Annotated in this window: 5 protein-coding genes; 2 read left to right on the forward strand and 3 right to left on the reverse strand. The window is 37.5% G+C overall.

The genetic code is table 11. The features are described from left to right. The 3 genes from E7Z79_RS00555 to E7Z79_RS00565 all read right to left on the reverse strand — a co-directional run. The coding region (locus E7Z79_RS00555) for a Cna B-type domain-containing protein (protein WP_303738032.1) at nucleotides 1–12,310 on the reverse strand (12,310 nt) is incomplete at its 3' end. 302 nt (nucleotides 12,311–12,612) lie between these two features. Further along, on the reverse strand, nucleotides 12,613–14,277 hold the full coding sequence (locus tag E7Z79_RS00560) for an AMP-binding protein (protein ID WP_303738033.1): 1,665 nt from the start codon (nucleotides 14,275–14,277) through the stop codon (nucleotides 12,613–12,615). Between the two features lie 157 nt (nucleotides 14,278–14,434). Continuing rightward, the gene (locus E7Z79_RS00565; RefSeq protein ID WP_303738034.1) at nucleotides 14,435–15,007 is read right to left on the reverse strand and encodes an XRE family transcriptional regulator; all 573 of its coding nucleotides are present in this window, start codon (nucleotides 15,005–15,007) and stop codon (nucleotides 14,435–14,437) included. A gap of 489 nt (nucleotides 15,008–15,496) precedes the next feature. Between E7Z79_RS00565 and E7Z79_RS00570 the strand changes: the two genes are divergently transcribed. Both E7Z79_RS00570 and E7Z79_RS00575 read left to right on the forward strand, forming a co-directional pair. Continuing rightward, nucleotides 15,497–16,189 (forward strand): hypothetical protein, encoded by a 693-nt coding sequence (locus E7Z79_RS00570; RefSeq protein WP_303738035.1) that lies wholly within the window; start codon nucleotides 15,497–15,499, stop codon nucleotides 16,187–16,189. Nucleotides 16,190–16,367: 178 nt separating this feature from the next. Then, the gene (locus E7Z79_RS00575) at nucleotides 16,368–16,934 is read left to right on the forward strand and encodes a sugar O-acetyltransferase (protein WP_303738036.1); all 567 of its coding nucleotides are present in this window, start codon (nucleotides 16,368–16,370) and stop codon (nucleotides 16,932–16,934) included. Nucleotides 16,935–16,946: the final 12 nt, after the last annotated feature.

The raw sequence follows: 16,946 nt of genomic DNA on the forward strand, positions 1-16,946 counted from the left end.
CACCATCATAAACGAATACATAATCACCAGTTCGTGTCCATTTACCAGTAACATCAACAATATCCTTAAACTCTAACTCTTTAGAATTAAAGAACTCAGTAACGGTCACATTATGTAAATCACAATCACCAGTGTTAGTAACAACAATCATGAAACTAACGGTATTGTTCACGAATACAACATTGTCCAAAGTAACTTTTTGAACAGTCATATTAGGTTTGTAAACATCAGTAGTATTGTTTCCTGTTTTATTGTCTGTTTCGTTTGAAGTAACGTTAACAGTGTTGGTTAAAGTACCATTCACCAATGCAGTAAATACAACAGTGAAGTTAGTACTGTTACCTTTTGCCAAAGCACCATCATAAACGAATACATAATCACCAGTTCGTGTCCATTTACCAGTAACATCAACCATATCCCTGAACTCCAATTCTTTGGAATTAAAAATCTCGGAAACGGTTACGTTATGTAAATCACAATCACCGGTATTTGTAACAACAATCATGAAACTTACAGTGTTGTTTACGAATACGACATTGTCCAAAGTAACTTTTTGAACAGTCATATTAGGTTTGTAAACATCAGTAGTATTGTTTCCTGTTTTATTGTCTGTTTCGTTTGAAGTAACGTTAACAGTGTTGGTTAAAGTACCATTCACCAATGCAGTAAATACAACAGTGAAGTTAGTACTGTTACCTTTTGCCAAAGCACCATCATAAACGAATACATAATCACCAGATTGTGTCCATTTACCAGAACCATCAACAATATCCCTGAACTCTAACTCTTTGGAATCAAAGATCTCGGAAACGGTTACGTTATGTAAATCACAATCACCAGTGTTAGTAACAACAATCATAAACCTTACAGTGTTGTTCACGAATACGACATTGTCCAAAGTAACTTTTTGAACAGTCATATTAGGTTTGTAAACAGTAGTAGTATTGTTTCCTGTTTTATTGTCTGTTTCGTTTGATGAAACGTTGACTTGGTTTTGTAAAGTACCGTTCACTAAAGCAGTAAATACAACAGTGAAGTTAGTACTGTTACCTTTTGCCAAAGCACCATCATAAACGAATACATAATCACCAGATTGTGTCCATTTACCAGTAACATCAACAATATCCTTGAACTCCAATTCTTTGGAATTAAAGATCTCAGTAACGGTTACGTTATGCAAATCACAGTCACCAGTGTTAGTAACAACAATCATAAACCTTACTGTATTGTTCACGAATACGACATTGTCCAAAGTAACTTTTTGAACAGTCATATTAGGTTTGTAAACATCAGTAGTGTTATTTCCTGTTTTGTTATCGGTCTCGTTAGAGGTAACATTAACAGTGTTGGTTAAAGTACCGTTCACCAATGCAGTAAATACAACAGTGAAATTAGTACTGTTACCTATTGCCAAAGCACCATCATAAACGAATACATAATCACCAGTTTGTCTCCATTTACCAGTATCATCAACCATACCATTGTATTCCAATTCTTTGGAATCAAAGATCTCAGTAACGGTCACGTTATGTAAATCACGGTCACCAGTGTTAGTAACAACAATCATGAACCTTACAGTGTTGTTTACGAATACTACATTATCCAAAGTAACTTTTTGAACAGTCATATTAGGATTATATGGAATATGAGTGTTCATGATAGTATAATTAGCCAAAGTACTGTTAACTACAGACTTAGTGTAATTAGCAACAGGCCTCTCATCAACAGTATAAACAATCGCTTTACCATCTTTATACATGGATAAATTACTGAAACTACCCATCCAATTATTACCTTCATTCAAAACAATAGTAGCGTTCTCAACACCATCAGCATATAACACAAAGGTCACATTCTTAGGTCTGAAACCATCATGATCATCACTATCATTCCAAACTTTAGTAACATTAACACTAGTGAAATTAACCACATAAGTGTTCATGATAGTATAATTAGCCAAAGTACTGTTAACAACTGACTTAGTGTAATTAGCAACAGGCAATTCATCAACAGTATAAACAATCGCTTTACCATCTTTATACATGGATAAATTACTGAAACTACCCATCCAATTATTACCTTCATTTAAAACAATAGTAGCGTTCTCAACACCATCAGCATATAACACAAAGGTCACATTTTCAGGTCTGAAACCATCATGATCATCACTATCATTCCAAACTTTAGTAACATTAACACTAGTGAAATTAACCACATAAGTGTTCATGATAGTATAATTAGCCAAAGTACTGTTAACAACTGACTTAGTGTAATTAGCAACAGGCAATTCATCAACAGTATAAACAATCGCTTTACCATCTTTATACATGGATAAATTACTGAAACTACCCATCCAATTATTACCTTCATTTAAAACAATAGTAGCGTTCTCAACACCATCAGCATATAACACAAAGGTCACATTTTCAGGTCTGAAACCATCATGATCATCACTATCATTCCAAACTTTAGTAACATTAACACTAGTGAAATTAACCACATAAGTGTTCATGATAGTATAATTAGCCAAAGTACTGTTAACAACAGTCTTAGTGTAATTAGCAACAGGTAACTCATCAACAGTATAAACAATCACAGTACCATTACTATTCATTGTTGGTAAATCAGTGAAATTACCAGTCCAAATATTACCGGTACCGTTTAAATCAATTCTGGCATATTCTTTACCGTCAGCATATAACACAAAGGTCACATTTTGAGGTCTGAAACCATCATGATTATCACTATCATTCCAAACTTTAGTAACGTTAATTGTTATTTTATTATAGACAGTCACATTAGCACTACTGTTAGTCTCATTAGTAACATTAGACCTAGCAGTAACATTATTAACCAAAGTACCATTAGTTAACGCTTTGAAGTAAATAGTGAATGTAGCATTCTCACCTATGCCAAGATTATCTTGGTAAATGAAAATATAACCATTTTTAATCCATTTAGTTTCATCAGTATGGTTTAAATACTCAAACTCAACTCCATCTAAATAAGATTCAGTTACTATCACATTTCCGAGAACACAATCACCATTGTTAACTACTGTAATATTGAAAGCAACTACATCACCGACATACAAGATATCAGTACTATTCAATGAAACTTTCAAAACAGTCATATTAGGACTGTAAACAGTAACATTTGCTGTATCATTGGTATCATTAGTAACGTTAGACCTAGCAGTAACATTATTAACCAAAGTTCCGTTAGTTAATGCTTTGAAGAAAATAGTGAATGTAGCGTTTGCCCCTATACCAAGATCATTTCCATAGAAGAAAGTCTTATTATCATGGGAAATGGACCAATAAGCGCCAACAAATCTTAGATACTCAAACTCATTAGCATCAAAGACTTCAGTAACATTCACATTACCTAATACACAATCACCAGTGTTCGTTACCGTAATATTAAACGCAACAGTATCATTAACAACAACGAAATCTGTAATGTTTAAACTTACTTTCTCAACAGTCATGTTAGGACTGTAAACGGTAACATTTGCTGTGTCATTGGTATCATTAGTAACGTTAGACCTAGCAGTAACATTATTCACTAAAGTACCGTTAACTAAAGCTTTGAAGTAAACAGTGAATGTAGCGTTAGCTCCAACACCAAGATCATTACCATAGAAGAAAGTCTTATTGTCCTGTGATACAGACCAATCAGCACCAACAAATCCAAGATATTTAAACTCAGAATCATTGAACACTTCAGTCACATTCACATTACCCAATACACAATCACCAGTGCTCGTTACCGTAATATTAAACGCAACAGTATCATTAACAATAACGAAATCTGTAATGTTTAAACTTACTTTCTCAACAGTCATATTAGGACTGTAAACAGTAATATTCGCACTGGAATTAGTTTCATTAGTAATATTGGACTTGGCTGTCACATTGTTTACTAAAGTACCGTTGGTTAATGTTTTAAACCAAATCGTAAATGTTGCATTTTCACCAATGCCCAAATCATTTAGATAAGTGAAAACATCACCGGACTTGTTCCACAATGTCTTATTAGTGTGGTCAAAGTATTCCAACTCATTAGGATTATAAAACTCATTTACGGTTACATTTCCTAAGATCTCATTTCCTGTGTTGATTACAGTGATATTGAATGCAACAATGTCATTTACATAAATTGTAGTACCATTCAATGCATCTTTTCCAACAGTCATATTAGGATTATAACTGTCAACGACAACTATAATTGTTTCATTGCTGATTTCTGTGTAATAGGTTGTTTCATTATACCATGCTTTGACGAGATATACTCCAACGCCCAAATCAGAAAGGTCGATTGAGATACTTCCATCAATGTCAGTTCTCGCAGAGCCGTTTCTAATTAGTTTGCCGGTTTCATTATCATATACTTCATAGTATACAACCTGATTGTCTTCCAGATCATCAATATATATGTTGGTTCCGTTGAAGTTTGAATATCCTAAAACTGGTGTTAAATCTTCATTAGGTGTTGTCCTGTCTTCAACTACTCCGTTATGATAGAATGGGAATGTGATGTTTCTTATTGTTATTTCACTTTCACCATCTAGGTTATGTATTGCATTTGCAATATTGTCTCCGCCTATATGGCTGAATTTAACAATTTTGTCATCTCCCACTTCATATACAGTACCATTTTCCGGAGCTGCAAGAAGATAATAGGAATGAGCTTGGTTATCATAGAATTTTGAATCATGCACGCTTAAACCGTTAGTATCGCCCACATAAATCGCTGAACCGTTAGTTGCAGTGTTATTGTAGAAATCTGCCTGAACGTCAACATAATTTGAACCGGTAATTAGGAGACCTCCTCCTATACCGTCACCATCGGCGATATCACCTAATGCATGATTGCTGATGAATGTTGAGTTTTCAACTGTTACCTCATAACCATTTACAACTTCTGCAAAACCACCTTTTGGAGCGGTATTGTTATATCCATAGATTTGGTCTAATTTCACGGTTACATCGAGACTAGCTATTCCACCACCGCTTGATTCAGCATGGTTGGATGAAATATTGTTGTTTGTGAAATATGTAATCTCTTCACCCCAACCTTCTACATAAGCTGCTCCACCACTTGTATGGGCTTCATTGAATGTGATATTGTTGTTGGTGAAATTTGAATTTTCTCCGAATACACCGATTCCACCACCGAAGTTAGCAGTGTTATCTGATATATTGTTGTCTGAAAATGTACAGTTATTTCCAGCAGCATAAATTCCACCACCGAAACCTGATGCTTCATTAGATGAGATAGTGTTATTTATGAAACTACATTCATCACCATCGACTGAAATTGCACCACCTGCACCTGCAGTTACATTGTTGTCTGTAAAAATGGAATTTTTAACAGTAACATTGTTTCCGTGAACTTGTGTTGAACCACCGTAACTTTTAGCGGTGTTGTTTTTTGATGTGATATTATCAAAAAAGGTAGAGTTTCCTAAGACGTATACAGCACCACCTTCGGATTTAGCCTGGTTATTTGAAAGGCTTACGTTAATAAAATCACAATTGTTTCCGTAAACGGCTAATCCTCCACCATTTACCTCAGCTGTGTTATTGTCCATGACACAATTTCTAACTGTATTGTCATCACCTTCAATACAAGAGGAACCACCAAATCTAGCTGTGTTATTTACAGAAGTTACATTATCAAATACATTATTGTTTCCTATAACATAAACTGCCCCACCTTGTTCAGTAGCGTTACAGTTGGAGATGGTAAGATTTTCAAAAGTACAATTGTCACCTCCAACGTTCAAACCGCCACCTCTCAAATCGGCTGTGTTATTGTCCAGGTTACAATTTGTAACTGTAACATTATTTCCTCTGATAAATGTGGAACCTCCACGGTAAGCGGAGTTGTTGTTTGAATGAGTGTTATTGATGTAACAGTCATTACCAACAATATCCATACCTCCACCAAGACCGGAAGTCTCAGGATAAGTTTCATTGAAGGTAGCTTTATTGTTGTTGAACTCACTGTCTAAAACACGTACACCAGTACCGTTAATGAATGCAGCACCACCACGCTGAGCAGTGTTGTTATCAGCAGTGACATTAGTCAAAGTAGTACCATTAGAATTAACGTAAATGGCACCACCCATAAGGCCTGCCCTATTGTTGGATACACTTACATTTTCAACAGCACAACCGTCACCTGCAATATTAATACCCCCACCACGTAAAGTAGCGGAGTTATTGTCCAGGTTACAGTTTTGAACGGTTACATTATCACCACGGATGAATGTTGAACCTCCACGATAAGCAGAGTTATTGTTACTGTTAACACCATCAACAAGGATATTGTCACCTACAATGTCAAATCCACCACCTAAACCGGAAGCATCAGGATTGCTTTCGTTGAAACTAGCCCTATTGTTGTTTAATTCACCGCCTCTAACGATAATGTTGGTACCATTAATGAATGCAGCACCACCACATTCAGCAGTGTTGTTATCAGCAGTAACATTAGTCAAAGTAGTACCATCAGAATTAACGTAAATGGCACCACCCATAAGGCCCGCTTTATTGTTGGACACGTCAACGTTTTCTATTGTACAGTTGTCTCCTGCAATATTTAAACCACCACCACGTAAGGTAGCGGTGTTGTTGTCCAGGATACAATCTTTGATAACGGTATTGTCACCACGTACAAATGTTGATCCTCCACGATATGCTGTGTTGTTTACGGAAGTAACGTTGATGAATTTACAGTCATTACCGAATACATCTATTGCACCACCGATACCTGAATTGTCAGGGTCGCTTTCATTGAAAATAGCTTTGTTATTACTGAATGTTGAATTTGAAACAGTAATGTTATCTCCTTCAATGAATACTGAACCTCCACGGCTAGCGGTGTTGTTGACTGAGTCAATTTCGTAAATGTTTAAATCACTTGATTTGATGTAAATTGCTCCACCTTCTCTGTCCGCATGGTTGTTAGACACTTCAAGGTCATAGACTTTACAGTTGTCACCAGCGATGTCAATTCCACCACCTCTACCGGAACCTTCGGTTCCGTTAAAAATAGCTTTATTGTTATCTAAGGTACAATTGTGAACTTCAGCATTGTCCCCTATAATAAAGGTAGAACCTCCTCTGGAAGCGGTGTTGTTAATGGATGTTACATTTCTAAATGTTGCGTCATTACCTCTAACGTATACTGCACCACCTTCGGAACCTGCATTGTTATCTGATACATCAACATCATATACAGTACAATTGTCACCTAAAATGTTTAGACCTCCACCACGGAGGGTAGCATTGTTTCCATCAAAAGTACAATTGTGAACAACAGTGTTGTTACCTTCAATAAAGGTTGATCCACCAAGATTTGCAGAGTTGTCGACAGAGTGAATATCATGAATGTTTAAATCGTTGGATTTAATGTACATAGCTCCACCTTCACCATCTGCATGGTTTTCTGAAACATCCAGGTCATAGACCTGACAGTTTTCACCAGCGATGTCCAGTGCACCACCTCTTCCGGAACCCTCAGTTCCATTGGACAGAGCTTTGTTTCCGTCCAGGGTACAGTTGTGAACCAGTGCGTTATCACCTTTAATAAATGTTGAACCTCCGCGAGAAGCGGTGTTGTTTACTGAGTAAACATCCTCAAAGGTTGCACCGTTACCCAATACGTAGACTGCACCACCGTCGGTGCCTGCCTTGTTGTTGGATACGTCAACATCATATACCTTACAATCGTTACCGAAAACGTTGATACCTCCACCACGCAAGTCCGCAGTGTTGTTTTTAAGTGTACAATTGTGGATTGTGATGTTGTTTCCTAGAACGAAGGTTGATCCACCTAATTGAGCTGTATTGTTGACTGAATTGATGTCGTAGATGTCAAGATTACTACTTCTGATGTAGACTGCTCCACCTTCTCCGTCAGCGTGGTTGTTGGACACTTCCAAGTCATAAACCTTACAGTTTTCACCGGCAAGGTCCAATCCACCACCCCTACCGCTTAATCCGGTAGAAGAAGAATTGTAAGCATTGTTTCCAACCAAAGTACAGTTATGCACATCTGCATTGTCACCTTCAACAAATGTGGAACCTCCTCTGTTAGCAGTGTTGTTGAATGAATATACATCAACGAATGTTGCATCATTACCTCTAACGTATACAGCCCCACCATCAGTTCCAGCACGGTTGTTTGACACATCCACATTGGTTACATTACAGTTGTTACCCATAATATTAATACCACCACCTCTCAGGGTAGCGTTATTGTTGTCCAGGGTACAGTTTGTTACTACAGTGTTTTCACCTCTGATGAAGGATGATCCTCCAAGGGAAGCGTTGTTGTTGTTTGAAGTGACATTTACAAACTTACAATTGTCACCCAATACATCAATAGCTCCACCTCTTCCGCTTTCTTCAGTGCCGTTATAAATAGCACTGTTATTGTTGAAAGTGGAATTGGCAACCAATGTGTTTGAACCTTCAATGTAGGAGGAACCTCCTCTTGAAGCGGTGTTGTTGTTTGAGGTTACGTTGATGAATTTGGAATTGTCACCAATAACCCAAATAGCTCCACCGTCGGTTCCTGCATTGTTGTTGGAGATTACTGAATCCTTGAATGTACTGTCACTACAGAAGATCGCAAGTCCTCCACCTTCAGAAGAAGCGTTGTTGTTGACAAATGTACAGTTGTCCACATATGTAACGTTCATCTTATAAAAGTCAACTGCTCCTCCTCTGTCAGCAGTGTTGTTGATACATACACAGTCATACATGTCCACTTCCTGAATTTCGAAAATGTGGATTGCTCCACCTTCAGCTCTTCCGTCATCTATATAACGGTCACCTCTAGCGTCGTTATTGGTGAAAGTGGAATTTCTGAATTCAAGCACAAGACCATATGCCAGACCTCTATCGGTAGCTACGTCTATAGCTCCACCGTTACCGTCACGAGCAAGGTTGTTGTCAAATTCAGACTCATATATGTTGAATGGACCTCTTAATGCTCCACCGTATGTAGCATTGTTATCCTTAAAGGTACTGTTATATATATCCATAACTGCATTACAGGACCAGATAGCTCCTCCACCGAAATTGATTTCTTTGGAAGTACCGCCTGTAACAGTGTTATTGATGAATGTGGAATTGTAAATTTTCCAGCCCCATCCTCCTTGGTTTCTAATAGCTCCACCACCTACTGAAGCGGTGTTATTGGAGAATGAACAGTTTCTGATAACACCATTACTGCAGTTACCGTTAATATAAATGGCACCACCATGACCGTTAGCGCCACCAGCTGTATCAATAAAACCATTTACAAATTCAATATTTTCCAAAACGACATTAGGAACATTAGCATTAATGGTGAATATTCTAGATTCACCTTCTGCATCCAATACAGTACCATCTACACCTATTATTGTCAATGGCTTATCAATCACCATAGTTCCGGATATGTCATTGTAATAGACATCATCCATTAAATAAAGTGTATCTCCAGGACTTGCCGCATTGATTGCAGCCTGAATGCCTGAAAAGTTGCCAGAAACTATATTGTATAACTTACCATTTTTCATTATGGACGGATTGTCCTGAGAATAAACGGCATAATTATAGTCGCCAAACGGAAGGTATGAATAATCATAGATGATTTGACCGTTTCCGTCTGTCGGTGCAGTAGTGTTATTAATCAAGTTACCGTTGGAATCATAGATTTCGACAGTGACATTCTTATTTGCCAAAGGAACTATACTGCCTTCAGATAAATTGATTGGAGTTTTGGTTTTACCATCCCAGTAATATAAATTCTCTTTTTCAATGCTGCCCGCAATGGCATTTCCCAAATCTGCAGACAAAGTTATTGTTAATTGATTATTTCCTCCAACAACGATTAAATCAGATGCTCCGCCAAAGCTAGATTCTTCAACAAGTCCATTAGCACCATTGCTGAAAATATCGTTACCGTTACGATGAGCAGCATTATCTTCAAACATACATTCGTTTACAGTTAATCCTGCTCCAGTGGCATAAATGGCTCCACCATCTTCATTTCGAGCATGGTTCTGTGTGAAGTTACAATTTTCAATTTTGGCATTAGTTCCAGCAACATTAATTGCGCCTCCGCGAGCTGCTGTGTTGCTGTCAAAATTACAGTTAGTAATCTGGGTATTTGCACCACCAGTACTAATTGCTCCTCCATTACTCCATCCATTTACAACATTGTTAGTGAAGTTTGAATCAGTGATAACGACATTATTACAGTTATTTCCTATGTTAATGGCAGCACCATTTTGATCTGAAACATAACCATTTACAAAAGCGATATCTGTCAAATTCACATCACCACTGGTAATGGAAAATATTCTAGAGTATCCCTCTGCATCCAGAACGGTGCCATCAGCACCTACAATTGAAATAGGCTTGTTGATAACCATATTAGCATGCATATCATTGTTATAAGTGATATTTTTGAGATATACTGTGCCGCCCGCAGGTGTAGCATCAATTGCATTTTGGATATCACTGAATCTGTTTCCAGAAACAAAATTAAATAAAAATCCTTCATCCATTACAGTCGCATCATTTGTGTAATATGCCTTATAAGTATAGTCTCCAAAAGGAATTTGGCTGTAATCATATGTGATTTGACCATTTCCATCAGTCAAATCAGTGTAATTGTCAACCAAATTATTATTAGAATCATATATTTCAACAGTAACATTTGAATTGACTATATAAAATTTAGTTCCTTCAGTCATAACAACAGGAACTTTGGATTCACCATCCCAATAGTTTAAATCATTTAATTCGGCATTTCCACTTATAGAGTTGCCAAAATCTCCATTCAAAGTAAAGATTAAAGAATTGGTATCTCTGGAAACACTCAAATCTGATGTTCCTTCAAAACAGGAATCTGAAACCTGCAAGCCACTGCCATCTGAATAAATGGCACTTCCTTGATTAGCAGTATTTCCTATGAATGTTACGTTATCAATTTCACCATCATCGTATATTACTGCTATTGCACCACCATTGTTAGCGGTGTTGTCAGTCATTATACAATTGGAAACTTTTACTCTGTCATGGTTTACATAAACTGCTCCAGCAAATGAGTTTGCAGTGTTTTCAGAGAAATTACAATTATCAATTGTAATATCTAAACCTTCAATAACTAAAGCTCCGCCGCTTCCGGCTTTGTTTCTTTCAAATCTACTGTTAACAATGTTTGAATTTGAACCATGTATGGAAACAGCACCAGCACTTAAATAGCTTTGAGTAACCTGATTAGCTATAAAGTTACAGTTGTCTATTAAAGAGTTTTCTCCAATGATAACTAATGCTCCGCCATCCTCATTGCTAGCGCTATTGTCAGTGAAATTAGAATTAACTACATTAGTAGTTCCTCCACTGTAAACACTACCATAATTCGGTGCAGTATTTCCATCAAAATTACAGTTATCTATTAAAGAGTTTCCTCTATTAATATATAATGCTCCACAAACACCGCTAGCACTATTGTCAGTGAAATTAGAATTAATTACACTAATCGTTCCTCCACTGTAAACAGCACCATAACTCTGTGCATTATTTCCATTAAAGTTACAATTTGTAATCTCTGTAGAACAGGACAGGTACAAGGCTCCGCCCTGATTTGACCATTCTACTCTATTATTTGTAAAATTACAATTATCAATTTTAAGATTAGAAGCATTGATAAAACTGTATATTGCTCCACCATATACTCCAACACAACTCTCAAAAGCTGAATTGGATATTGTACAATCAGAACGTTGGACATCGATTGCACCTGATGTCTGGTCGTTACCATGATTACCATTAATAAATCTAATATTTGTTAATGTTATCCCTGGAGCACTTAATGTGAAAAATGGATGGCCATTTCCGTTTCCGTTTAAAGTGGAAAAAGAATCAGGATTTTCACTGCTTCCACCGATAATTGTTAACTGTTTATTCACAGTTATGGTAGAACCTGATGCAGTGAATGTTTTACCTCCCAAATATATAATGTCTCCATCAGCCGCATTGTTGATTGCGGTTTGAATATCACTAAATGATGTACCTGAAACATCATATGTGGCAGACAAATTATCATCATCAGTCAATTGCAATTTCTCATTCGATATCTGCTGCGATATCGAGTCTCCCGTATCAGTTACTGTAATATTATTCGTTGCTGAATCTTCCGATGCGCAAACTACTCCCACTAAAGATACGAACAAGAATAATATCAAAATAAATACAATCGTATTTTTAATCTTGATATTATCTCCTCCATTTGAATACAATTTTTTACTTACCCGTATAATAAATCAGATTTATCATACCAATTTAATCACAATTTATGATTAAATCATAAAAGAGCGCCTAAGATATCATTCCAAAGATTAAACATCAAATGAAAATGAAAAAATAGACCACTCCTCTACGAACTATATTTTAGTATATGAAAGTATATAAAGTTTTTATTATAATGCAAAATTGTAGATTAAATGTTAAAAAAATATTACAATTAAAATTAAGTTATAATATGTTTAAATAAATCAGAAATATGCTGAAAAAAATAATAAAAAATAGTTAAAGGGAGAATTTACAATTCTCCATTGGCTCTTCTCTCATCCAAAAGTTTAAGTCCCAAGTCGCCTAACTTGTACTTTTGAATCTTACCGCTTGTGGTGAGCGGGAACTCGTCGACGAAGAACACGTATTTAGGCACTTTGTATCTTGCAATGGAACCGATGCAGAAGTCACGGATATCCGCTTCGGTGACATCGTCAAACCCGTCTTCTTTTATGATGAATGCGCCTACGATTTCACCGTACTTTTCGTCAGGGATTCCTGCAACCTGCACGTCCTGTACGCATTCATGGGTGAATAGGAATTCCTCGATTTCACGTGGATAAATGTTTTCTCCACCACGGATAATCATGTCCTTGATACGGCCCACAATGGAGTAGTATCCGTCCTCGTCGACTGTTGCAAGGTCTCCTGAGTGAAGCCATCCGTCAGGCTCGATTGTCTCTGCGGTCTTTTCAGGCATGTTGTAGTATCCCTTCATGACGTTGAATCCCCTGCACATTATCTCACCGGTTTCTCCCGGACCCAGTTCCTCACCTGTTTCGGGATCAACGATTTTGACTTCGATATGAGGGAACTTTCGGCCAACGGTGTTGATTTTCTTCTCGAATGAATCGGCAGCATTGGTCTGTGTAAATCCAGGGCCCGCTTCGGTAAGGCCATATACGCTGGTAATTTCGGTCATGTTCATCTTGTTGATTGCATCCTTCATGGTTTCAACAGGACATGTGGAACCTGCCATGATTCCTGTTCTAAGTGAGCTCATGTCAAACATTTCAAACATAGGATGGTTCATCATTCCGATAAACATTGTAGGAACGCCATAGATTGATGTGCACTTTTCCTTCTGAATTGAGGATATCGCAAGCAATGGGTCGTATTCCTCAAGAACAACCATGGTTGAGCCGTGGCTGATAACCGCCATCACACCTAAAACTGTTCCGAAACAGTGGAACAGCGGCACCTGCAGGAGCAACCTGTCCTTTTCGGTGTAGTTCATGTTTTCCCCAATGTAATAGCCGTCATTTAAAATGTTACGGCTGGTAAGCATAACTCCCTTCGGAAATCCTTCTGTTCCGGAGGTATACTGCATATTGATTACGTCATGCTGAGTAACGGCATCCTTTACCTTCTGGAATTCGTCATCGTCATAGTTCATGCCTAAAAGGATCAGCTCGTTGGTATTATACATTCCCCGGTGCTTTTCCTGACCGACATGGAAAATGAACTTCAGGAATGGGAATTTTTCAGCCACAAGATGTCCTCTTGCACAACTCTTGAGTTCAGGGACAAGTTCGTTTATGATGTCAAAATAGCTGGTGTCCCTGAATCCGTCAGTCATGGCCAATGCTTTCATTTCGGACTGCTGCAATACATATTCAAGCTCATGTGCCTGATAGGCAGTGTTGACTGTCACTATAGTTGCGCCTATCCTTGCTGTTGCAAACATGTATGTAAGCCATTCAGGAACATTCTTTGCCCATATTCCAACACGGTCTCCGTGTTCAATTCCAATAGCAAGCATTCCTTTAGCTAAATTGTCAACCCTTTCATTAAATTCCTTGTATGTAAACCTTAAGTTTCTGTCCGGATAAACCATAAATTCATGATCCGGCTGCTTTTCAACCATTTCCTCGAAAAATTTTCCAATCGGCAATTCTGTAAATAATTCACTCATAATAATAACTCCTTAATTTTTTTAATTCAACAAATTCTGGCTCAAATAATAGTTCTGCAAACGCAACAATCCCAAATCACGAGTGAAAAATTTAATTACAGCATTATCCTTTGTCATTTGTGATATTTCAAACATATTATCAAAGCCCCTTATTAATTTAGTATGGAGTGTAGAGCACAGCAAGTATCCTTGCCTTGTCGTTGCCGCTTGCGTGCAGGTGGTGAGGCACAACTGAGTCATAGAATATTGTGTCGCCTTCCCCTATGGTGAATGTGTCCTTTCCATAGATTACTTCGATTTCCCCTTCGAGAACATAGATGAACTCTTCTCCTTCGTGGGAGGACAGTTCCTTCTCGCCTTCCTCAAACTCGATGTCGATTAAGAAAGGATCTATGTTTCTGTCAATCTTACCTGCGCCCAGTGAGTGGAACTCAAGGTTGGTTGCGTTGGTCACGTCTTCCCTTCCTGAGAAGTAAAGTGAGTTTTCGGTTACGCCGCCTCTTGTAATTACCGGTCCGAGTTCAGGAGTGTCGTCCAGGAATGTACCGAGCCTTACTCCTAATGCCCTTGCCATTTTTGTTAATGGGGTGAGGGACGGAATAACTTCTCCCGCTTCCATAGCCTGTAATACTTCAAGCTTTACGCCGCTTCTCTCGGCCAGGTCTTCAATTGACATGTCTTGTCTTTCTCTAATGTCTTTTATCTTTTTTGCAAAGTCTTCGTTTGTCATATTTTTCACTCATTTTTGAATTGTCACTTAAAAGATTTAAGTATTAATAATTATATTTTATAATATATTTAAAAGTATCCTAAAATTGATAGTTTATTTAATTTTATGGAGATTAATTTGAAAAAAGTAATTGTTCATTCAAAAAAAATCATTGGATTTATGGGGAAAAAATTGTTCTTGTCCCGTGAAACTGCAGTGAAAAAAGCATAATATTTAAATTCAAAGGTTTTAATTTTGTAAAATTGCCTTTAAGCAGTGAAATTAGCCTAAAAACAAAGAAAAATAATAAATACTTCGAGTACAAACACTATAACGTAAAGAATTTTCCCCATTCTTTACGATGAATTATGAGAAACATATTAGTCGATGAGAAAATTAAAATTGGCGGATAAGGTTGGAGCAATCTGGCCTTATTCTTTTTTAGATTTGCGAAATTCACCGAAAAACTATTTAAATTACTAAATGAAAATCTAATTACAAGGTGAAACTTTGAAAAGAAGAACAAAAATCATTCTCATTTTTCTAATTTTATTGGCCCTTGGAGGGGCAATCGCCTTTGAGGAATATCAAAAGCAGCACACCCCCTATAGGGTACTTGCAAAGAACGATTTGGGAAGTGTTGAAAGAATAATATACGGATGCCAAACTTCCGAAGAGACAATCGCATTGATTACCGGAATCCATCCACGTGAAAAGCTTTCAATAGACCCTGAAATCAAAGCGGCCAGGGAATATGCCAATGAACATTCCAAAGTCAATTTCATACATTATCAGGTCAATGTCACTAAAGACGCCGACGATTATGACAAGGGAAGGGCGAACGGGGAAAAGCTTGTTCATGACTATGTTAACCCCGACGTGACAAGATCCAATGCGAACTGCGTGATAATCAGCCATTCGCATATAGAGGACTATGGCGAGGGATACTATCTTGCCACTCCCGAAATGGATGATGCTTCAGTGGAAATAGCCAAAAAAATCCATGCAACAAGCGATTTCGGATACTATCCGAGAACAGGCAACGAGTCATACAATTCAACTTCAGCACAGCTTGTCTCATGCCCGATTGCAAAGGCAGGCTATCCGACATTCGTATATGAGATTCCCGAAAACATAACCGCACAGAATTCAACAGACTGGACAAAGGATCTCTTCAGTCTGATGGTAAAATATACAAGCTGATATTTTACCTCCCTCTTTTTTATTTGATTATTCCTGCTGCTTGCTGCTGTATTCAAGTAGCCTTCCGACATATTCATTCCCAACTTTACAGAAGTTGAGGATATTCTTGCATAATTATGATAAATATTTTCACCGGAATTAGTAAGGATTAAAAATTGAGTAATATAAATAATACAATATGGATTTAGAAGAATTTTTAGAACATGTAAATAGTGGAAAAACAATTCATTTCCCCTCAGAAGCTCAGGAGTTATGTGATGAATTCCTCAGGGAAGCAACAAGAATCAAGATGAAGCTGAACTGTGAGTACCACACTGAAGAGGAAATTCAAGAGATAATGGCCGAGCTGACCGGACAGGAAGTTAACAAAACATTGAATCTCATTCCCCCGTTCCATACAGATTGCGGAAAAAACATACATATCGGCGAAAACGTATTCATCAATTCCAACTGCACCATGCAGGACCAGGGTGGAATATACATCGGCAATGACGTTTTGATTGGTCATAACGTTTGCCTTTTAACATTGAATCATGATTTTGAGATTGAAAAGAGAGCTGAACTGCATCCAAGCCCGATACATATCAAGAACAAGGTCTGGATAGGCTCAAATGCCACAATCTTACCGGGAGTAACAATTGGCGAAGGTGCCATCGTTGCAGCCGGAGCGGTTGTCACCAAAGACGTTGATGCCAAAAGCATAGTTGGCGGCGTACCAGCAAAACTCATCAAAAAAATTGAATAGTAAAACCGACTT

Origin of the sequence: Methanobrevibacter thaueri, assembly GCF_015062905.1 — an archaeon.
Lineage (GTDB): Archaea > Methanobacteriota > Methanobacteria > Methanobacteriales > Methanobacteriaceae > Methanocatella > Methanocatella thaueri_A.

Bases quoted from the DNA above. Each gene is read 5' to 3' on its own strand.
- E7Z79_RS00560 (WP_303738033.1), bottom strand. From the start codon at position 14,277: ATGAGTGAATTATTTACAGAATTGCCGATTGGAAAATTTTTCGAGGAA.
- E7Z79_RS00565 (WP_303738034.1), bottom strand. From the start codon at position 15,007: ATGACAAACGAAGACTTTGCAAAAAAGATAAAAGACATTAGAGAAAGA.
- E7Z79_RS00575 (WP_303738036.1), top strand. From the start codon at position 16,368: ATGGATTTAGAAGAATTTTTAGAACATGTAAATAGTGGAAAAACAATT.